Source organism: Nonomuraea sp. NPDC049400 (assembly GCF_044466425.1).
In the GTDB taxonomy this organism is placed as follows: domain Bacteria; phylum Actinomycetota; class Actinomycetes; order Streptosporangiales; family Streptosporangiaceae; genus Nonomuraea.
This window is the reverse complement of sequence record NZ_JBITMP010000095.1, coordinates 1-17,988: the sequence shown is the minus strand read 5'-3', so window position 1 is coordinate 17,988 and position 17,988 is coordinate 1. Positions and strand designations below refer to the sequence as shown.

The 17,988-nt window shown below is 67.9% G+C and carries 21 protein-coding genes and 2 pseudogenes; 11 read left to right on the top strand and 12 right to left on the bottom strand.

Translation table 11 applies throughout. The features are described from left to right. The first annotated feature begins 88 nt into the window (after positions 1-88). Both ACIBVN_RS58415 and ACIBVN_RS58410 read left to right on the top strand, forming a co-directional pair. Positions 89-709 carry a universal stress protein gene (locus tag ACIBVN_RS58415; protein ID WP_397151183.1) on the top strand — a complete coding sequence of 207 codons (621 nt, stop codon included), beginning with the start codon at positions 89-91 and terminating at the stop codon, positions 707-709. Continuing rightward, complete coding sequence (locus ACIBVN_RS58410; protein ID WP_397151181.1) at positions 706-1,479, top strand: DUF6544 family protein; 774 nt, start codon at positions 706-708, stop codon at positions 1,477-1,479. The genes ACIBVN_RS58415 and ACIBVN_RS58410 overlap by 4 nt, the downstream gene beginning before the upstream one ends. A gap of 153 nt (positions 1,480-1,632) precedes the next feature. On the opposite strand, the pseudogene ACIBVN_RS58405 reads toward ACIBVN_RS58410, so the two are convergent. Both ACIBVN_RS58405 and ACIBVN_RS58400 read right to left on the bottom strand, forming a co-directional pair. Further along, positions 1,633-1,719: pseudogene (locus tag ACIBVN_RS58405) on the bottom strand (DUF1918 domain-containing protein); the annotation flags it as partial. Positions 1,720-2,036: 317 nt separating this feature from the next. Next, positions 2,037-2,915: a potassium channel family protein gene (locus tag ACIBVN_RS58400; protein ID WP_397151179.1), complete on the bottom strand. Its 879-nt coding sequence runs from the start codon at positions 2,913-2,915 to the stop codon at positions 2,037-2,039. A gap of 1,086 nt (positions 2,916-4,001) precedes the next feature. Here ACIBVN_RS58400 and ACIBVN_RS58395 point away from each other — a divergent pair. Further along, entirely contained in the window at positions 4,002-4,712 is a 711-nt protein-coding gene (locus ACIBVN_RS58395) for an ASCH domain-containing protein (RefSeq protein WP_397151177.1), read from the top strand. Positions 4,713-5,056: 344 nt separating this feature from the next. Continuing rightward, entirely contained in the window at positions 5,057-5,530 is a 474-nt protein-coding gene (locus ACIBVN_RS58390) for a hypothetical protein (protein WP_397151175.1), read from the top strand. A 54-nt stretch (positions 5,531-5,584) separates the two neighbouring features. Here the strand turns inward: ACIBVN_RS58390 and ACIBVN_RS58385 are convergent, their stop codons facing one another. Further along, positions 5,585-6,562, bottom strand: coding sequence for an Acg family FMN-binding oxidoreductase (locus ACIBVN_RS58385; RefSeq protein ID WP_397151173.1), 978 nt, complete (start codon positions 6,560-6,562; stop codon positions 5,585-5,587). A gap of 212 nt (positions 6,563-6,774) precedes the next feature. Between ACIBVN_RS58385 and ACIBVN_RS58380 the strand changes: the two genes are divergently transcribed. After that, the gene (locus ACIBVN_RS58380; protein ID WP_397151171.1) at positions 6,775-7,182 is read left to right on the top strand and encodes a pyridoxamine 5'-phosphate oxidase family protein; all 408 of its coding nucleotides are present in this window, start codon (positions 6,775-6,777) and stop codon (positions 7,180-7,182) included. 33 nt (positions 7,183-7,215) lie between these two features. Here the strand turns inward: ACIBVN_RS58380 and ACIBVN_RS58375 are convergent, their stop codons facing one another. The 4 genes from ACIBVN_RS58375 to ACIBVN_RS58360 all read right to left on the bottom strand — a co-directional run bounded on the left by ACIBVN_RS58375 (position 7,216) and on the right by ACIBVN_RS58360 (position 9,317). Further along, positions 7,216-7,641: a V-type ATP synthase subunit D gene (locus tag ACIBVN_RS58375; RefSeq protein WP_397151169.1), complete on the bottom strand. Its 426-nt coding sequence runs from the start codon at positions 7,639-7,641 to the stop codon at positions 7,216-7,218. After that, positions 7,634-7,867 carry a hypothetical protein gene (locus ACIBVN_RS58370; protein ID WP_397151167.1) on the bottom strand — a complete coding sequence of 78 codons (234 nt, stop codon included), beginning with the start codon at positions 7,865-7,867 and terminating at the stop codon, positions 7,634-7,636. The genes ACIBVN_RS58375 and ACIBVN_RS58370 overlap by 8 nt, the downstream gene beginning before the upstream one ends. A gap of 229 nt (positions 7,868-8,096) precedes the next feature. Then, positions 8,097-8,228 (bottom strand): hypothetical protein, encoded by a 132-nt coding sequence (locus ACIBVN_RS58365; protein WP_397151165.1) that lies wholly within the window; start codon positions 8,226-8,228, stop codon positions 8,097-8,099. 156 nt (positions 8,229-8,384) lie between these two features. Next, on the bottom strand, positions 8,385-9,317 hold the full coding sequence (locus ACIBVN_RS58360; protein ID WP_397151163.1) for a universal stress protein: 933 nt from the start codon (positions 9,315-9,317) through the stop codon (positions 8,385-8,387). 185 nt (positions 9,318-9,502) lie between these two features. On the opposite strand from ACIBVN_RS58360, the gene ACIBVN_RS58355 reads away from it, so the two are divergent. Then, the gene (locus ACIBVN_RS58355; protein WP_397151187.1) at positions 9,503-9,772 is read left to right on the top strand and encodes a DUF1876 domain-containing protein; all 270 of its coding nucleotides are present in this window, start codon (positions 9,503-9,505) and stop codon (positions 9,770-9,772) included. A gap of 22 nt (positions 9,773-9,794) precedes the next feature. Here ACIBVN_RS58355 and ACIBVN_RS58350 read toward each other — a convergent pair whose 3' ends face one another. From ACIBVN_RS58350 to ACIBVN_RS58335, 4 genes are all read right to left on the bottom strand, one after another. Continuing rightward, on the bottom strand, positions 9,795-11,282 hold the full coding sequence (locus ACIBVN_RS58350) for an AAA family ATPase (RefSeq protein WP_397151161.1): 1,488 nt from the start codon (positions 11,280-11,282) through the stop codon (positions 9,795-9,797). Between the two features lie 90 nt (positions 11,283-11,372). Then, positions 11,373-12,068 carry a CBS domain-containing protein gene (locus tag ACIBVN_RS58345; protein WP_397151159.1) on the bottom strand — a complete coding sequence of 232 codons (696 nt, stop codon included), beginning with the start codon at positions 12,066-12,068 and terminating at the stop codon, positions 11,373-11,375. After that, positions 12,065-12,670 (bottom strand): HPP family protein, encoded by a 606-nt coding sequence (locus tag ACIBVN_RS58340; RefSeq protein WP_397151157.1) that lies wholly within the window; start codon positions 12,668-12,670, stop codon positions 12,065-12,067. Before ACIBVN_RS58340 ends, ACIBVN_RS58345 begins: the two co-directional genes overlap by 4 nt. Positions 12,671-12,672: 2 nt before the next feature. Then, entirely contained in the window at positions 12,673-13,353 is a 681-nt protein-coding gene (locus tag ACIBVN_RS58335; RefSeq protein ID WP_397151155.1) for a CBS domain-containing protein, read from the bottom strand. A 264-nt stretch (positions 13,354-13,617) separates the two neighbouring features. Between ACIBVN_RS58335 and ACIBVN_RS58330 the strand changes: the two genes are divergently transcribed. From ACIBVN_RS58330 to ACIBVN_RS58320, 3 genes are read left to right on the top strand one after another with little or no spacing between them, the layout of a single operon-like run. After that, a complete protein-coding gene (locus ACIBVN_RS58330) occupies positions 13,618-14,985 on the top strand; it encodes a nicotinate phosphoribosyltransferase (protein ID WP_397151153.1) in 1,368 nt (455 codons plus the stop codon). A 56-nt stretch (positions 14,986-15,041) separates the two neighbouring features. After that, the gene (gene fbp, locus ACIBVN_RS58325) at positions 15,042-16,169 is read left to right on the top strand and encodes a fructose-1,6-bisphosphate aldolase/phosphatase (RefSeq protein ID WP_397151151.1); all 1,128 of its coding nucleotides are present in this window, start codon (positions 15,042-15,044) and stop codon (positions 16,167-16,169) included. Positions 16,170-16,185: 16 nt separating this feature from the next. Further along, the gene (locus ACIBVN_RS58320; RefSeq protein WP_349458158.1) at positions 16,186-16,389 is read left to right on the top strand and encodes a DUF1918 domain-containing protein; all 204 of its coding nucleotides are present in this window, start codon (positions 16,186-16,188) and stop codon (positions 16,387-16,389) included. Between the two features lie 49 nt (positions 16,390-16,438). Here the strand turns inward: ACIBVN_RS58320 and ACIBVN_RS58315 are convergent, their stop codons facing one another. After that, positions 16,439-17,299: a universal stress protein gene (locus tag ACIBVN_RS58315; RefSeq protein ID WP_397151149.1), complete on the bottom strand. Its 861-nt coding sequence runs from the start codon at positions 17,297-17,299 to the stop codon at positions 16,439-16,441. A gap of 335 nt (positions 17,300-17,634) precedes the next feature. Here ACIBVN_RS58315 and ACIBVN_RS58310 point away from each other — a divergent pair. Both ACIBVN_RS58310 and ACIBVN_RS58305 read left to right on the top strand, forming a co-directional pair. Beyond that, positions 17,635-17,790 (top strand): annotated as a pseudogene (locus ACIBVN_RS58310) (CBS domain-containing protein); the annotation flags it as partial. Continuing rightward, a partial coding sequence (locus ACIBVN_RS58305; protein WP_397151185.1) for a glycosyl hydrolase family 65 protein occupies positions 17,729-17,988 on the top strand: 260 nt, incomplete at its 3' end. The pseudogene ACIBVN_RS58310 and the gene ACIBVN_RS58305, both read left to right, overlap by 62 nt.

The following is a 17,988-nucleotide window of genomic DNA, read 5'->3' as shown; positions in this document are numbered from 1 at the left end:
ATGATCCCTGCCATTCACCAGCAGAGATCACGCCCAACTGCGCCAGGCCATCCCCTTCTACCTGGGAAAACAGGATGGAATCCTCTCATTGCGGATCTCGACCGCCCTGGTCACCGGCGCGGTGATCGAGCGGCTCAAGACCGAGACGGAGACGGCCGACACCTTGGTGGTGGGCAACAGAGGACTGGGCGGGTTCGCCGGTCTCGTGGTTGGCTCCGTCGGGCTCGGCCTTGCCGGGTACGCGGGCTGTCCGCTGGTCGTCGTCAGGAGGGTCCTGCACGAAGGCAGCGGAGAGGTCGTGGTCGGTCACGACGGCTCCTCATATGCGGACCCGGCGCTGGAGTACGCCATGGAGCAGGCGGCCGCTCGCCGGGCGCGAGTTCGCGTGCTCTGCGCCAGCCGGTATCCCATCCGTGCCCCGCATCCTGCGGGGTACGGGCCACTGCCCGTCGGGGAGACGGCCGAACTCGGGCAGCGCCTGGCGCCCTGGCGGGAGAAGTACCCGGACATCGAGGTGATCGAGACGATCGTCCGTGGGCACCCGGTTCCGGCTCTGGCCGCCGCTTCTCGGGGAGCGGATCTGCTGGTGGTGGGGTCGCGTGGGCTGGGCGGGTTCACCGGGCTGGTGCTCGGCTCGGTCAGCCACGGGGTCCTGCATCGATCGCGCTGCCCGGTGGCTGTGGTGCCCACGTCATGGAGGCCGGCATGACCGTCGTCCTCGCCCCGCCGCACCTTACTGAAGAGGCGCGGTACGACTGGGACTTACTGCAACGGCAGACCGTGGGGGCGAGTACCTTCGATCCGGCCGCCGCCAATCTGCTGCCCGAGCCGGCGCGGCGCTGGGTCATACGCGCGATCGCACCCGGCACGCCACTGCTACGCGCGGTCGTCCTGAGCATGCACGGCACGATCAGACTTGGCTCCTGGCGGCGATTCCACGCCACGCAAGTCCTGCTGCCGATGGAGGGATTCGCCTGGTGCGCGAGCGCGTACCTCGGGATCCTGCCGGTGCACGGCTTCGACAGGTATCGCGCGGGAGCAGGCGAGATGCGCTGGCGGCTGCTCGACACCTTTCCCATGATGTCGGCTGCCGGACCGGACATCACCAGGAGCGCCGTAGGAAGGCTCGCCTGCGAGTTCGTGCTGGCGCCCGCGGCCGCGCTCGACCCACGCGTTGGATGGAAGGCGCTCGACGAGCGGCACGCAGTGGCCACTCTCCCGATCGGCTCCGACGACTATGACGTCATCTTGTCCATCGCGCCGAACGGGCGGCTGGAGAGCGTCACCATGCACCGTTGGGGCAATCCGGATAAGGGCGCATATCGTGAGCACCCGTTCGGTGTTGTCTGCGAGGGTGAGACCTCCTTCGATGGGTTCACCATCCCCGAGGGAATACGCGGGGGCTGGTGGCCGTGGACGACGCGGTGGGCCGACGGCGAGTTCATCCGCTTCACCATCGACGACGCGCTGTTCCGATGAGCGATGGGCTAACACGGCAGAGCCCGGCTGAGACGGATTGGGGCCTTTCGAGCGTGTCACGGTGGTCCGGCTCAGTTGAAGGGCGTCGGCCGGCATCGTGACCTTGATCGGCCGCCGTCCAGGGCTGGTGTCATGGTGTTCGACGTGGGCGTGCGGCCCTGGATAGACAAGGGCCTCGTGCTCCTCCTCGAGCCGTCGGACCGCGTAGGGCGGTCCCCTACTGCTGCCTTCACGATTGATCCTCGGCGATTGGAGCCGTCACCTTCAGCAACGGCTAACTCGCGTACGCCACATGGCCCTCTGGCATCGCCCACACTTCCCCGATGAAGCGCAACCTTTCGAATCCAACCTCTCGGGGCGGGACGCTGGTTGGGCCATCGTCACACCGCACGGCGCAGCCGCGTCCAAGGCCTAGATACGGATGGCTACCCGCGAGCCGAACAGGCCCCGTCCCACTCGGCGCCCTCCGCGCCAACGTGCACCTCGTGATCTATGGCGCCGGTGTCCGGGCTGGACGGCGCCCAAGCAGAGCTGAGGCACCCAGCTGGGCGCCGTGGTCAGGGGTGTGTGAGGCCACGCCCGTGGTCGACGGCGTACGCGGTGAAGACTTCCGCCGGGGTTCCGCCGGTGTGGAGGAAGCGCTGGTCGAGGATGGCGGCAAGGTCTTGCAGCGCGCCGGCGAGCAGGTCGCCGGTCAGACGCACGTCCGGCCGCTGGGCCGCCTTTCCGCGCTCGGCGAGGTCATCGGCGTAGCCGATCGTGGCCGCCAGGGACGAGTGGTCCTCCCCATCATGGAAGTAGTAGGCCTCGGCGTACTGAGTGAAATCGATCCGCACACGCGCCACCTCGGTGGCCAAACTCGCCAGCAGTGTGGCACCCACGATGGAGTCGAGCTGCTCGACGGACGGGTCCGAGCGTTGGAGAAGCGCCAACCGGACCGCCAGGACCCTTCGACGGGTCAGCGCCGGATAGATCTCGAGCACCCAGGTGACCGTGGCCGTCAGGAGGACGAAACCGACGAGAGCCTCCAGCGGCGAGACCAGACGAAGCCAGCCCTCAGCGGGCGCGATGTCCCCCAGCCCAAGGGTGGCGACGGTGACGAGCGAAAGGTAGACGGAGTCGAGCAGCGCCGGCTGCTGCGCCGCCTTTGAACCAGGCGTCAAGGCGAACGACTCCGGCATGTGGGGCCAGTAGACAATGGCCCAGCCCAGGATGATGATGGCGGCCCACGCGCCGACCACCGTCACCATGGCGAGCGGCCCAACGAGACCCACCACGCGCCTGCCCGCACGTACATGCTGGGCCAGTCGCCACAGCACCGCCATGACGAATCGGCTGAGACCGCCGTGACGGGTGGGGTGCCAGAGCGTATGGAACAAGTCCCGCAGAGCGGCCATGATCACCCCGGCCCCTATCAGCGAGACCAACCAGTCCATGCACGTACCCCCACGAGCCCTGTTCCGTGAAGTGGGCTGGGCAGCTCAGGCAGCGAGGGCCGCAGATCCCGCCGCCCGAGTCAGCCCTGTTCTCGGACCCTAAGCCGAAAAGCAGCACCGCAGAGCGCCGAATCGCCGCACTCCAAGCTGCTGCGTGGCATCCGCGTGACCGCACCCGGCTTTGGCGGCCAAGCTGACCACCGCACAGATCAACGGCGCGCTCAAGCACGCACGACGGCGCGGCACTCCGATCAAGCCCCGCGACCTTACGCACAGCGTACGGGTCACCGCCGCTGTCCCGGCCACACTGAACCTGTACCAGTTCCGGCACAGCGCCACCGCACTTAGAACGCGTTCCGCTGCCTCCGTCCTCGCCTGCCGCATGGTGCCTGCGTAGGACATCTCCGCCACGACGAGGGCGATCTCGACGTTCGCGACGACGGCGTAGCACGTCCAGCGGGGAGTCGTGGACCCGTCCATGACGGTCACCGGATCAGCGGAAGGAGGCAGGCATACAGTCCGAGCAGCAGCACTGCCTCAGCCCGGCATGACCAGACATGACGACCTTGATCGTAGGGATGAATCAGCGCCTTGACACGGCGGAGCGGCGAAGCTGAGCATGACGAACGGTAGCGGCGACATGGCGAGTGGGCCGCGTTGGACTCGTCAGTAGACGGGGCGGGGGAAGACCAGCTCGGCAGCGCGCCGGGCGTTCCCAGGGCGAGAACGAGAACGGCCAGGTCGTCACGAGCGAAGGTGAGTCGTCCTCCCCCGTACACGAACCGCTCGGGAAGGCTTCGAGCACGCGGACCAGGCCGGACACGACGAGCTGCGCGCCTGGGCAGCCGACGCGATGGCCTCCATCGCCCTGCACGCCAACCAGCCTGCTCGGGCCGTCTCGGCCGCGCTGCGCGGCCTCGACCGCGTTCCCGCCGGTCACCCCTTGGCGGTACGGCTGCACGGCTCGGCAACCGCGACGACTTCCAGGACAGTTACCGACAGGCCGACAATCTGTGGAACGCCCTCCCGGCCCGCACTCCGGCCCGTCCGGACGGCACCGACACCGGACCGCTGGCCGCCTACGCGATGACCACCTACACTGCCTCGTCCTATCTCTGGCTCGGCGACTACGAACAAGCACGCCACCATGCCGAGCGCGCAGTCCGATCCCACGATTCGACACCTGCCGGCCAGCGCTCACTCAGCCGAGAAGCGATCGCTCACCTGGACCTGGGCATCGCACTGGCACACCTCGGTGCTCCCGATGAGGCGATTGCCTATGGCCTGCGTGCGCTGAGTTCGCCGCGGATGGTCACCTCTGTACATGCGCGGGCGGGCCGACCTGGACACCGTCCTGGTTGCGAAATTCCCAGGAAGCAGACAGGTGGCGGAGTTTCAGGCGGCCCTGGCAGCAACGCGGGTAGGAACGGCATCATGAGCGAGACCGACGCCACCCTCGCCGCGCGGGAACTTCGCATCCGCAAGCCGTACTTCGATCTCATCGCCTCAGGGATCAAGACTGTGGAGGTACGGGTCGCGTACGCCAGCATGCGCAAGATCCAGCCCGGCCAGGATCTCGACTTCGTATGCGGGGAAGAGCGGCTGCCGACGCGGGTCGTCCGCGTGTCTCAGTACGCCTCCTTCGAGGAGATGCTGGAGCAGGAGGACCCGATCGCGATCGGCGGCGACCTCGGCAAGAACCCCCAAGAATTGCTGGCGGTCATCCGAAGCATCTACCCGCCAGAAAAGGAGCGCCTTGGCGTGCTTGCCATTGGCGTGGAGAAGGTCATCCTGTAGAGCCGCGCCTTCCGCTGGGGACAGATCCAGGTCAGGCCGTGTCCGCGTGTGTCCCGCATTGCCATCGTGTCCGCTCTCAGCCCAGCGGCTTTGCTGGACGAGATGCTTCCACCACTGCGCGAACCCACACCTTTCGTCGCTCCCACGCCGAGCGAGCTCCCTGCAACGCCCCATCTGCCGATAACCGGCACCAATCTGCATGTGCGCTTTCACGCATACCAACGGAACACGTTGGGGCTCTTGGCCCGGTCTGGTGGCCTCCACTCTCAGAGGAACGTCAGCGCACCAAACGACGGTTGTGCCTCTGCCGGCAATGGACCCACCGGGGACATGCGGTGAACAGCATGTACTCGAAGATCGGCAGACGCGTGAGGATCGCGGACGCCTTCCACAGCCATGTCCAGACCCGCGCCTACAAGGACCAGCTCATCGGGCGGGAGGATGTGATCGTGGCGGTGCTGCGCACCGGAAAGGTTGCCTTGGTTGAGCTGGACGACGATGGATCACCCTTCCCCGCCGGTGTCCGACGCTGGTCCTTCTGCTGGGACGACCTCCACAAAGAGACCAAGACGAACCCCCCTCAGCGGCGTGCCGTCGAGTACCGGGCAGGCTTCACCTGGAAGGGACGCCAGGCCGTTCAGCATGCGGTGCCGCCGGAGAAGACAGTCGCCCTCTGCGGGCAGACCACTCGCCCGTTGCCGGTCTGCGAGTGGTCTCTGACCTTCTCGGCCACCGTGGACCGAGCCTGCCTGACCTGCGTCCAACTGGCGAAAACAGCTGCTGAGAGTAACGAGGAAAGCGACACTCTTGCTTCCTAGACGGCCTTGTTCCATCGGCGCGTGAAATGGCAATGTGCTCAGTAGATTCCCCGCTCAATCCATGACCTCGGCCAGGGGACGGCGGACCGAGTCCTTGTCGTCGAAGGTGACACCGAGTCGCATGATCATTTGTGGGTACTCCTCCGAGCAGAGCTCGTGCCGGAGGAACTCGCGTAGAAGATCCATCTCCAGTGCCTGAGTGTGGAAGGCGGCGCTGACGCCGTACGCGGCGGCGTGCAGCAGTACGTGCTGCAGCGCCTGCCCGGCGTCGATCCACTCCTGACGGCTGTCGCCCGGCGTGGTGAGCAGCGCCACGACCCCGACAGACGTCGCGCCTCGTTGGTCGGTCTGGCTGCCCCAGTCCTGCTGCCAGGAGTAATCACGCTGCGGGAACTCTGGGTCGGTGCGTACAGCCTGGCGCGGGTAGCCCTGGGCCGGCACTCCGTCCTTGCGGCTGCTGCCAGGTGGCTGTGCCCAGCGGATCAACTCCAGGCTGAAGCGCTGATCCTGAGCCTGCACGCCCTGCGCTGCCTGGGTGAGCGAGGCGATGATCCTGGCCGCCTCCGGAGAGCGGACGGGTGTCAGCTTGGCGCCCTCCTCCATGGCCGCGTTGACCAGCCGCTCGATCAGTCTGTCCGGTACCGGCACGTCGGCGAAGCCGGCCCGGTGGGTACGGCGGCGCTCGATCTCGCCCCCCAGGGCCTTGACGGACTCGTCGGGCCGCACTTCGGTACCCGGTCTGAGCGTGGCGAGCAACGACGGGCGGTCGGGGTCCGGCAGGGTACGCACCTCAGGCTCGAAGCCCTCGCACCGCATCGCCGTACGCATGTTGAACAGGGCAGCACCGCAGCTGATCAGCAGTTCACGGCCCGAGACGTCGCCGACGCGCAGCTTCCTGTCCGTGTCGGCCCGCAGGCTGATCTCCTCCCTGGATATCGAGAAGGTCCAGGGCTGCGTGTTGTGAATGGACGGCGCCCATCGCGCGGCCTCCACCGCGGCATCGAGCGCCTGCTTCGCCGAAAGAACGGCCATGACCACCACCTCCACGGGACCATGCACCAGCGCATCACGCGCGGGACTGTTTCGGTCAGGGTCAAAGGTCCTGATCCGCCAGGGCCGTCGGCCCTCGACCGTGGAAACCGCTATCAGGCGCCCGCCAACACATCCGAGCGGGGGATGAACGGCAGGAAGGACGGGACTTTCGCCTCTAATGCAGGTGGGCCCCGAACAGGGATGTTGAGGGTATGCAGCTCGATTCGTCCGGACTTCAGGTGCTCTCCCGGGAGGAGTGCCTGGATTTGCTGTCCACGACACCGATCGGGCGGATCGTGTTCACCGATCACGCCCTGCCAGCTGTGCAGGCGGTCAACTTCTGTCTTGACGGCCGGTCCATCGTGATTCGCACCTCGATCGGGTCCAAGCTGGCGGCCGCCGCCCGGGGTGCCGTGGTGGCCTTCGAGGCCGATGAATTCGACCCCGAGCTGCGTACCGGCTGGTCTGTCACCGCAGTGGGATATTCGCGAGCCGTGACCGACCCGGCCGAGCTCGACCGGCTGGCGGCGCTGCCGTTGACGGCCTCAGTGCCCGGCAACCGGGACCACTACATCGTGGTCGAGGCAGAGCAGGTGTCCGGCCACCGCGTAGCCGACTGACAACGTCCCCCGACGTCCTTCGGCGGGCGTGGTTCAGCCGCTTGGTGGCTGTGGTCTGGAGCCGATGATGCGGCGCACGCGGTCGATATCGGCCCTCTCCATCTCGTCCAGCGACAGTTCGATGGCGGTCAGGGCCTCCTCCAGCAAGGGAAGGAGGCGGTCTTTGAGGGCGCGGATCCTGCGGTTCGTCGAGGCTGCTTCGGCCGCCACGATCCGAGCTGCCTCCGCGGCGATCGCGTGTTCCAGCCCTGCGCGCAAGGCGTCGCGGGGGCGTCCCTGGCGGGAACGAGCGCGGTGGTGATCGGGAGGGGAGCCGCCGCGTCGAGTTCGGGGAGCAGGCAGGAGACTCGGGACGGATATCTTGTCCCCACGGCGTCGGCCCAGTACACGTGCACTTCGGTGAGGCGGTCGTCGGCGGACAGGCGCACGGCGCGCCGGCCGCCGAGCTCGGTCACACACGGCCTGCCTGCCGGATGGCGGAAACCTCGCCTCCCCGTGACAGGACCAGGTAGGCCAGCGAGCCCGCGTCTTCGACGCGCCCGATCGCCGTGCCCGGCGCCGCCTCTCGCCCCTGCTCGACCAGCGGCGTGAACCGCCATGGGCGGGCCACGGCTGTGCGGGCGGGCGCGGCCGGATCCAGCCAAGGGCCCGCGCCGGTGAGAGGCCGGAGCAGGCCGTCGTACACCCCGCCCAGCAGGTGGGGCCCCAGCAGAGCCGAGACGGGGGCTCGGCCGCGGTCGGCAGGATCCGCCTGAGGTCAGCCCTCCGGTGTACTCGTATGCCTGCGCCGTGGCGCGACCGGCCCCTGTGAGCGACGATCTCTCCGGGCAGCTTGTGGGGTCCGAGCAGGACCAGTTCGAACATGGCCGCGCCGACGAGGTCTTCGACTTCGACCAAGGGGCCGTTGACCCGGGTCACAGTGCCCACAGCCGCTCCACCTCCGCTCCGAGCGCGTCCACGGCTCGTGCGGCCAGGGCGTCGAGCGTGCAGTCGACGCGCCGCCCCTGCCCCTCTGCCAGCACGCCACCGTCGGGATGCACCTTCACGACTATGTCCGCTCCCCCGGCTTCGCGGGCCAGCGTGTTCAGCCGGTCGAGCAGCCGGGGGTAGGAGGGATCATCGCGAAGCGTCCTGACCGTGGCGACGGACCGTGCGCGCAGTTCGTCCAGCGCCTCCCGCTGAGCAGCTGAGCGATGGCTGGATCAGCCCGGCGGTGGTGTCACGGCGACAGGACACGCGGCCTCCGACAGCGCCGCCTGGGTGACCGGTCCCACAAGCATCGTGGGCGTCGAGCCGACGCCGCGGGTGCCGAGCACGAGCAGCGTCGCATCCCGTGCCGCGTCGATAATGGCCCGTTCGGGGCGTTCGGCGATGAACTCGATCGTGACGGGGACAGTCGAGTGCCGGCGCATCAGCGACGAGACCGCTTCCCTGAAGCCGGCCTCCGCGTTGCCCCGGATCTGCCTGCGATCCACGAAGGGCAGCCCGTCCTGTCCGGTCAGCTCGCCGGCATCCTGCCAGCAGCACACGGCTCTGACCGCCCCGCCGCGCAGGTCAGCCTCTTCGAAGGCGAACTCCAGTGCTGCCTGTCCAGCGGGAGACCCGTCCGCGCCGACCACGATCTTTGCCATGCCTTCCCGCGCCGCCACGCCATCGTGCCCGACGATGACGACGGGCCTGACACTGTGTGCCGGAACCTGTACGGCCGCCGATCCCACCCGAAGTTCCTCGAACCCGCCCTGCCCTCGGGACCCGAGCACCGCCAACTCGGCATTACGCACGGCCTGCAGGAGAACCGCCGAGGCCACGCCCCTCACCAGCAGCGGCCGGACGTCGACCGACGGAGCAAGCTCTCGCGCATGGCGCACGCCTTCCGCCACCACAGCGCTGCCGATGCCCTCCACCTGGGTCAGGAGCTCCCTGACAACGGGGCGCCGGGGATAGGGCCAATGCCAGGCATGGCATACCACCAGAGGCGACTGACGCAGTCGCGCTTCCTCCACAGCCCAGCGCAGCGCCTTCTCGCTGCCGGGCGATTCGTCATAGCCAACGACAACGGACCGCTCCGCGGCTCTGGCCACGGCAGCCTCTGCCTCTGATTCCGCCGACATGGTGAACGCCTTTCCCGCCAGCACCGGACGAGACCAGGCAGACGTCCAAGCCTTGGGCAAGGAGCATTGACGTGCGTGCTCTGCGGAGGTCGCCTTCCTCTCCTGGCAGGTAGGGCCGTTGGTCCAGCCTGCTCACGGACCTTTGCCCCTGCCAGGCGTCGCAAGCCTCCGGTGGAATGGAGGTCTGAGCCGTGAAGGAGGTCGCGGTCATGGAAGCCAAGCAGTGGACAGTGCAGATCTACCTCAACGAGGACGGCAACGACACGTACGCGCGAGCCGTGCTGGCCACCCGGGACGGCACAGGGCCGGCCGGCGCCGGCCGGGCTCGCCGTAATCCGGCGGATCCCTCGGTGCCGGAGATCGGGGACGAGCTGGCGGTTTCACGGGCGCTGGCCGATCTGGCGGAGAAGCTCGCTGTCGTCGCGCAACATGACATCACCGAGTTCGCCAGTTCCCCGGCGCCGAGCCGTTCATGGTGAGCCTCGACCGTGGGCTTGCCTGTCAATCTGGTTCCATCTGAGGTCTCTGAAAGCGCCAGGACACGTCCCGCGTAGGCGGGTGGACGGCGGCGAGCGCACGCGCCAGCGTCTCTTGCGGGGAAGCGCTGGTGTCGATTTCGATCGCGCCCTGCCACGGCGGCATGGCCGTGCTCATGGCGGCGCCGATGGTTTCGTCCGCGTCGGAGAGCTCCGGCCGACGTGTGGCGAGCCGGGCGGCGGCGATCTGAGGCAGGACGGTGCACAGGAGCGCGACCATGTCGCTCGAGGTCCGGACGGCCACGTCCGCGGCCGTCATGCGATGCCGCTCTTCGCTCCAGGATGCGTCCAGGACGACCGACTCGCCCTGCCCGAGCAGGAGTTCGGCGCGTGACAGCAGCTCGGCGTAGGTGCGGGCGGTGTGGCGGGGATCGTAGATCCCCTGCCGGTACGGCGCGCTCGCGGACTGCGCCGGATCGAGACCGGCCAGTTCCTTGCGGATGCGGTCACTGCGCAGCAACGTGTACCCGAGCCGGTCGGCCAGCGCGCCGCCGAGCGTCGTTTTCCCGCTCGCGGGTGGGCCGCCGATCAGGACCAGCGTGACGGCTCCCGCGTGCAGATGGCGTAGCGCGAGCTCGGCCAGCCGCCGCGCCTCCCAGCCGGCGTCTATGTCGCCTTGCCAGTGGCGCAGACAGGCGACCTTGGCACGAACGAACGCCCGGTAGGCGACGTAGTGGTGCCACAGCGCCGTCGGTGCCGGGTCGCCGCTGAATTCGACGTACCAGCGCAGGAACAGCTCGGCCAGCCGCGGCGCGCCCAGCCACTCCAGGTCCATGGCGAGGAAGGCGGCGTCGTCAAGCCCGTCCACGAAGCGCAGGCGCTCGTCGAACTCCAGGCAGTCAAGGATCCGCGGCCCGTCGTCCAGGCAGAAGATGTCGTCGGCCAGCAGATCGCCGTGGCCGTCGACGATGTGGCCCTCCGCGATGCGCGTCTCGAAAAGGGGCGCCCTGCCGGACAGGAAGCGCAGCACGAGGTGCTCGATCTCGTCCAGCACGCCGGGCTCGATCGGGGCGCCGGACAGGCCGCGTACCTGCTCGAAACTGTCCGTCCAGCGGGCGCGCAGCGCCTCCAGGCTGCCTTCCCGATCGATCTGCGGGCCGCGCTGGGCCTTGGCATGCAGCCCGGCCAGCTGCCGCGCCACCGAGCGCAAATACTCGTCCACGGGCTTGCCCACCCGCACGAGGGTGGCCAGGCGGCGCTCGTCGGGCATGCGGCGCATCACCACGAGATGCTCGCAGACCGCGCCGTCCGGGCCGAGCACGTCAGCCACGCCCTCGTAGACGTCGGGGGCCAGCCTGCGGTTGAGCTCCACCTCCCGGTGGCAGGCCGCCTGCCTCGCGCGCACGGTGCTGAAGTCGAGGAAGCCGAGGTTGACGGGCTTCTTCAGCTTGTAGACATGCTCGCCGAGCAAAAACACCACGGCGGCATGCGTCTCCTTGATCTGGGTGAACACGAGGCCCACCTCCACCTCTAGTCCAGATCTTGAAGGTCACCCGCTACCAGGGGCCGAAAAACCCCGGGTCGGGAACCACCGCAACCACGGTCAGGCGCCGCCCCATATGGTGAGGTTGGCGACGACGTCGTCGTGTTTCCAGCCGAGCTTGTCGTGTACGGCCACGACGCCGTCGATGCTCTCGGCCAGGCGGACGGCGGCGATGGCCTGGCTGTGCTCGGGCACCGTGCCGGACAGGGTCACCGTGCCGTCGGCCACTGTGACCTCCAGCTTGAGGACATCGTTGTGGATGGCCTCTCGGACCTGGTTGTCGATGTCGGTGTCCGGGCGGAGGAACACCTTGATCAGGTCGCGGCGGCTGACGATGCCGACGAGCCTTCCGTCAGCGTCGACCACGGGCAGGCGCTTGACGCCGTACTTGTCCATCTGCCGCGCGGCCAGCACGACTGGAGTGTCGGGGGCGGTGGTGTGGGCGGGGGAGGTCATCAGCTCGCCGGCGGTCTCGCCGAGCGCCTTGTAGAAGCCGCTGCCCTCGCTGCCGACGGTGTGGCGGACGCGGGCACGCAGCGGCGGGAGGTAACTGTCACCGTAGTAGCTCTGCTTGAACTCCTGTTTGGCAAGCAGGTCGGCCTCCGACACCACGCCTACGACGCGGTTGTCGTCGTCGAGCACTGGCACGCCGCTGACGCCCCGGTTGATGAGCTGCTCGGCCACGGTGTGGAAGGAGGCGTTCTGGTCGACGGCGGACACGTCGGTGGTCATCACGTCCTGAACAGTGGTTCTCATGAGGATCTCCTGATGTGCTTGACCCGGACGATGCCGGGCACGGTGCAAGCGAGCAGATCGGCGATGTGGTCGGCTTGTTCGTTGGATGGCCCGGACAGCTCTGCCACGCCGTCGCGGACGGCGACCTCCCAGCTCGGGCCGAGGGGGTAGTGCTCGCGCAGCGCGACGATGACCGCCTCGCACAGGTCGTCGTCGGGGCAGGCCAGCATCGCCATCAGGTCGCGGCGGCTCACCATGCCGACGATCTCTTGGCCGCGGAGCACGGGCAGGCTCTTGACGTGCTTGCGCACCATGAAATCGATGGCGGTGGTGACGTCGGTGGTATCGGTGACGGTGACGACGTCGCCGGTCATGACCTCCAGCACGCGGCGCGGCGCCGGCTCGTGCGCCGCGGGCACGGGACGTACGGTGGCGCGGGGGTCAGGCTCGAACTCCCCGCGCAGCAGGTCCAGCTCGCTGACCACGCCGACGAGGCGGTCCCTGTCGTCGACGACGGGAGCGGCGGTGATGTTGTGACCATAGAGGGTCCGGATGGCCCGCCGCACCGGGTCGGTACAGCGGACCGTGACGGCTGGGCTGCTCATGGCCTCGCGCACGAGCATGGTTACCTGGCCTCCCGCTTAGAGTCGTCGATCTTCCAGGTGATCTTGCTGATGACGTCAACCACGCCGTTGACCCGGGCGGTCATCCGGGCTGTGATGGCCGCCTCGGTGCGGCGGTCCATCCAGCCGGACAGGGTGACGATCCCCTGGCTGACGTCCACCCGCACGCCGTCTGCATCCACCCACAGGGCGCGGTCGAGGATGTCGTCGCGGATGTCGGCGGCGATCTCCTCATCGCTTCGCACGAACAGCTTGACCAGGTCGCGGCGGCTGACAATACCCTGTAGCCGGCCGTTGTAGTCCACGACCGCCAGCCGCTTGACGTCGTGGGCGTCCATGAGCCGAGCGGCCCAGACCGCCGACGCATCCGGGAAGACAGTGATCGCGGGGCTGGTCATCAGCTCGGCGGCGGTGTCGCCTTCGGCCTTGCGGCGCCCCTTGGGGTGGTGCAGCCGGGCGCGCAGCGGCGGCCGGTAGCCCTCGCGGTAGAACTCCTCGCGGAACTCCTCCTTGCACAGCAGGTCGGCCTCGGACACCATGCCGATCACATGGTCGTCGTCGTCGAGCACCGGGACGGCGCTTACGCCTCCGGCGATGAGCGCTTCGGCGATGTCCTTGAACGAGGTGGCAGCGGTAACGGAGACGACCTTGCTGGTCATCACGTCCGCGACGGTCATGCGCATGGCCGGTCAGCTCCTTTCCGGCTTCCGCACGAGGATGCGGGTACCGGCGCGGTCCCCCGCTCTCCTCCTTGTCATTGCTCTCATCACAGCTCCAGGCGAAGGCAGGGCATAGGGCCGGAAGTCCCGAGTGACCGCGGTCGTTGGTCAGCGCAGTGGCCCGTCGCCGATGGCCGGGCAGACGCAGCGTCCTTCTGGGACTTTCGACCCACGTCAGCAGGCCGATCGGCCGATGTCCGCGCTTATCGCCGGACAGATACTTGCGCCATGGGCGGTGCACTGCTGACGGATCTGTACGAGCTCAAGATGGCAGCGAGCTACCTGCGCCACGGCATGACCGATCAGGCCACCTTCAGCCTTTTCACGCGCAAGCTGCCGCCAGGGCGTGGATTCCTGGTCACCGCAGGACTGGCGGACTGCCTGGACTTCTTGGAATCGCTCTCCTTCAACCGCGATGATCTGGCCTACCTTGCCGAGGTCGAGAGGTTCCCTCCGGAGACGTTGGAGGCGTTCAAGAGGTTGCGTTTCACCGGGGAAGTGTGGGCGATACCGGAGGGACATGTGGTGTACGCGGGTGAGCCGTTGCTGGAGGTGACGGCTCCGATCGCCGAAGCCCAGCTGGTGGAGACCGTCCTGCTCAACCACATGACCTTCCAGACCAGCGTGGCCACCAAGGCGGCACGCTGCGTTCTCGCCGCCGACGGCGCGGACCTGATCGACTTCGCCTTCCGCCGCACGCAGGGAATAGACGCCGCGATGGCCGTGGCCCGGGCGACCGCCATCGCGGGCTTCTCGGCCACCAGCAACGTCGAGGCGGCTCGCAGGTACGGTCTGCGGGCCGTGGGCACCATGGCTCACTCCTACATTGAGGCGTTCCCCGATGAGCGGGCCGCCTTCGAGACCTTCGCCCTCGACCACCCCGGCAAGACCACGTTCCTCGTCGACACGTACGACACAGTTACGGGAGTACGGACCGCCATCGAGGTGACCAGACGGCTACGCCTGCCAGGCACGGTGGGTGTCCGGCTCGACTCGGGCGATCTGGGCGAGCTCGCCCGGCAGTCCCGGCAGTCGCTCGACGCGAGTGGTCTGCGGGATGCCCACATCATCGTCAGCGGCGGCCTCGACGAATACGCCATCGCCACCCTGGTCGCCCAGAACGCCCCCATCGACGCGTACGCCGTGGGCACCAAGGTAGGAGTGGCCGCCGATGCCCCATACCTGGACAGCGCTTACAAACTGGTCGAGTACGGCAATCGCCCGGTGATGAAGCTGTCGGCCGGCAAGGTCACCGCGCCAGGCAAGAAGCAGGTCTTCCGGGGTTCCCACGCCGACATCGTGGGACTGCGCTCCGAGAAACCACCCCTGGGCCATGTGCCGCTGCTCGTTCCCGTGATGCGCGAAGGACGTCGGCTCTCGCCGGCGGAGCCGCTGACGGAGGTGTCGAAGCGATGTACCACCGACCTTGCCCGGCTTCCCGAGCTCGCCCGCGCACTGCACGAGCCTGCGCCGCCCCCGGTGCATCACAGCCCGCTGCTCATCGAGCTCCGTACTCAGGTGCAGGCAGCGCTCGCCGGGAGGCCCGGGTCCCACAACGGTACGAAAGACCGCGCCGCAAAGGACCAAATCCCCTAATGAGACAAAGACCCCAAAACCAGACTGAGAGAAGGAATCATCAGGAGGCGATCAAGGTGGTCACTCTTAGCATCATCAAGGCCGACACCGGGGGGTTCGTCGGCCACACGGCTGTACACCCGGACATGATGGCCGAGGCCCGCCGCGAAATGACCAGAGCCATCGAATCAGGCCTGCTCATCGACGGGCACGTGGCCAGTTGCGGCGACGACGTCTCGCTCATCATGACCCACACCTACGGCCCCGACGCGGACCTCATCCACTCCTTCGCCTGGGACACCTTCCAGACCACGACGCACATCGCCAAGGAACTCGGCCTGTACGGCGCCGGCCAGGACCTGCTGTCCGACGCCTTCTCCGGCAACCTGCGCGGCATGGGTCCCGGCTACGCCGAACTCGAGTTCGAGGAACGCCCCTCAGAGCCGGTGATCTGTTTCCTGGCCGACAAGACCGAGCCCGGAGCATGGAACCTGCCGCTGTACAAGATCTTCGCTGACCCGTTCAACACCGCCGGCCTGGTCATCGACCAGAAGATGCACGCCGGCTTCATCTTCGAGGTCTACGACCTCTACGAGGAGAAGCGCATTCTCTTCGACTGCCCCGCCGAGCTGTACGAGATGCTCATGTACATCGGCGCGCCCGCCCGCTACGTCATCCACAGCGTCCGTTCCAAGACGCTCGACGAGACGGCGGCCGCGACCAGCACCCAGCGGCTGTCGCTCATCGCCGGCAAGTACGTCGGCAAGGACGATCCCGTGATGATCGTTCGCTGCCAGTCAGGACTGCCCGCCGTGGGCGAGGTGCTGGAGCCCTTCACCTTCGCCTACGGGGTCGCCGGCTGCATGCGCGGCTCGCACCACGCACCGCTCATGCCCGTCTCCAGCGGCCACGCGCATCCGTCGCGTTTCGACGGCCCACCGCGCGTGGTGGCCCTGGGCTTCCAGGTCCACGACGGCAAGCTGATCGGCCCGCGCGATCTGTTCGACGATCCTGCCTTCGATCGGGCACGCGAGCAGGCGAATGAGGCCATGGACTACTTCCGCCGCCACGGCCCGTTCGAGCCGCACCGGCTGCCGCTGGAGGACCTGGAGTACACCACCATGACCGTCCTCACCAAGCGGCTCGCCAGCCGCTGGACCCCGATGACAACCGAGCTCGCCACAGCCGGGACGAGCCGGAGCTGACAGAGACGGAGGAGTCATGAAGGCAGCAATAGGGGACCGCTTGGTGGTCGAAGGCGCCCATCAGGGCGAACCACGCCGCATCGGCGTCATCGTCGCCTTGCACCACGACGACGGCACGCCGCCCTACGTGGTCCGATGGTTCGAGGAAGAGCACGAGACCCTCGTCTATCCAGGGCCGGACGCCCACGTCGAACACCATGACGTCAGCCCCAGACGGTGACCGGTCAAGGCCACGACGCGGTCCCCAGTGAAAGGGACAGCTCGGACACTCAGAAACGAACCACGATGACGGGCGCGCGCGAATGATGGAGCACGCCATGAGCGGTGCCCCCGAGGCCGAGCAGGGCTCGTGCTCCACCGTGCGCCCCGATGACGACGAGGTCCGCGTCCGTCGACGCGTCGATCAGCGCCTTGGCCGGATGTTCATGTACGACGTGCTGGACGAGCGTGACGTCGGGAAACGTCTCCCGCCACCCGGCGACCGCCTCTGCGAGCAGCAACGCTTCCTCCTCACCCACGGCTTCGACGTCATAGACGAGAGGTTGCATGTCCCCGGGCTCTCGCGCGGTGGGATCCACCCACGCATGTACGGCACGCAAGACCGCGGACCGCAACGCGGCCTCGCGGAAGGCGAAGTCCAGAAGTGGCTCCTGGTGTGGACGTCCGGTCACGCCGACGACGATCTCACCGCGGTCGCCGGCGTGCGGCTGCCGGATGACCGCGACCGGACAGGGCGCTCGGGACGCGACATAGCGGCTCACCGAGCCCAGCAGCAGCTCAGCCCATCCGCCGCGACCCCGGTTCCCCACTACGATCAGCTGTGCTCCTTCGGCGGCGTCGACGAGCGCCTCGGGCGCTCCGCCGTCCACGATCTCGGTTGTGACCGCCAGATGCGGTCTGCCGGCTTGAGCATGGATGGCCGCTTGGCGAAGCATTTCCCGAGCCGCTGCTTCCGCGCCGGATCCCCAGGTGGGGGGCTGTGGGACGAGCGGGACGCCGTGGGTCCAGCGCACCGCGGCGTGGACGATGCGTAGCGGCGCGCCGCGGATGGCGGCTTCCCTACCAGCCCAGCTCGCGGCCAGAAGAGAGGGCGCCGATCCGTCGACACCGACCACGATCGGCATGGTCATGGCTGCCACCTCGCGCGTCCCTCAATCATCGCTGGACCAGGGCGACCCTCCAGGCGGCTGCCGCCGTCAGTCCCCCATCAGCTCAGGTTAAGCACACACTCGGGAGTCAGGCCGGAATCCGGGCTGCTCGGTTCTAGTCTTTAGATCCTTTAGCCCTGTCGTGACCTGGTCATACGGGGACGAGCCACCGCAGCTGGAATGCGAGGGGCGACCTTCCAAGGGTGGCCGACAGCCGGTCTGACGAACGGCTCCGTCTGCGCAGGACCTCTGCCCCTACCTGCGGGAAGCGTCCCGGACTTGGATGAGGGCAGGGATGGCTCGAGGGGAGGAACGCCATGCGAGTAAAAGTTCAGGACATCATGACCACTGAGGTCGTCTCGGTCAACGGCAGCACACCGTTCAAGGACATCGCTGAGGTCCTCATCGCGCATGGCGTCAGCGCCGTGCCGGTGGTCGACGCCGAGAATCACGTGCTCGGCGTGGTGTCCGAGGCGGACCTGCTCTGCAAGGAGGAGCTCCGCGAGCGTTACTGCGCCGAGGGCTACGAAGCACCGCTGCGCACGTGGCTGCGCTACCGCCTGTCGGCTGGATCCCCTGCTGCCCGGCCGGCTCGGCGTGCTGTCCATGCCGATCTGCTACCACGGGCGCCAGATCTTCATCGACGCCGACCACAACGAGGCACGCGTGAA

Bases quoted from the DNA above. Each gene is read 5' to 3' on its own strand.
- ACIBVN_RS58355 (WP_397151187.1), top strand. From the start codon at position 9,503: ATGGAAGCCAAGCAGTGGACAGTGCAGATCTACCTCAACGAGGACGGC.
- ACIBVN_RS58390 (WP_397151175.1), top strand. From the start codon at position 5,057: ATGTACTCGAAGATCGGCAGACGCGTGAGGATCGCGGACGCCTTCCAC.
- ACIBVN_RS58395 (WP_397151177.1), top strand. From the start codon at position 4,002: ATGACCACCTACACTGCCTCGTCCTATCTCTGGCTCGGCGACTACGAA.
- ACIBVN_RS58315 (WP_397151149.1), bottom strand. From the start codon at position 17,299: ATGACCATGCCGATCGTGGTCGGTGTCGACGGATCGGCGCCCTCTCTT.
- ACIBVN_RS58330 (WP_397151153.1), top strand. From the start codon at position 13,618: ATGGGCGGTGCACTGCTGACGGATCTGTACGAGCTCAAGATGGCAGCG.
- ACIBVN_RS58320 (WP_349458158.1), top strand. From the start codon at position 16,186: ATGAAGGCAGCAATAGGGGACCGCTTGGTGGTCGAAGGCGCCCATCAG.
- ACIBVN_RS58410 (WP_397151181.1), top strand. From the start codon at position 706: ATGACCGTCGTCCTCGCCCCGCCGCACCTTACTGAAGAGGCGCGGTAC.
- ACIBVN_RS58335 (WP_397151155.1), bottom strand. From the start codon at position 13,353: ATGCGCATGACCGTCGCGGACGTGATGACCAGCAAGGTCGTCTCCGTT.
- ACIBVN_RS58340 (WP_397151157.1), bottom strand. From the start codon at position 12,670: ATGCTCGTGCGCGAGGCCATGAGCAGCCCAGCCGTCACGGTCCGCTGT.
- ACIBVN_RS58380 (WP_397151171.1), top strand. From the start codon at position 6,775: ATGCAGCTCGATTCGTCCGGACTTCAGGTGCTCTCCCGGGAGGAGTGC.
- ACIBVN_RS58345 (WP_397151159.1), bottom strand. From the start codon at position 12,068: ATGAGAACCACTGTTCAGGACGTGATGACCACCGACGTGTCCGCCGTC.
- ACIBVN_RS58400 (WP_397151179.1), bottom strand. From the start codon at position 2,915: ATGGACTGGTTGGTCTCGCTGATAGGGGCCGGGGTGATCATGGCCGCT.
- ACIBVN_RS58385 (WP_397151173.1), bottom strand. From the start codon at position 6,562: ATGGCCGTTCTTTCGGCGAAGCAGGCGCTCGATGCCGCGGTGGAGGCC.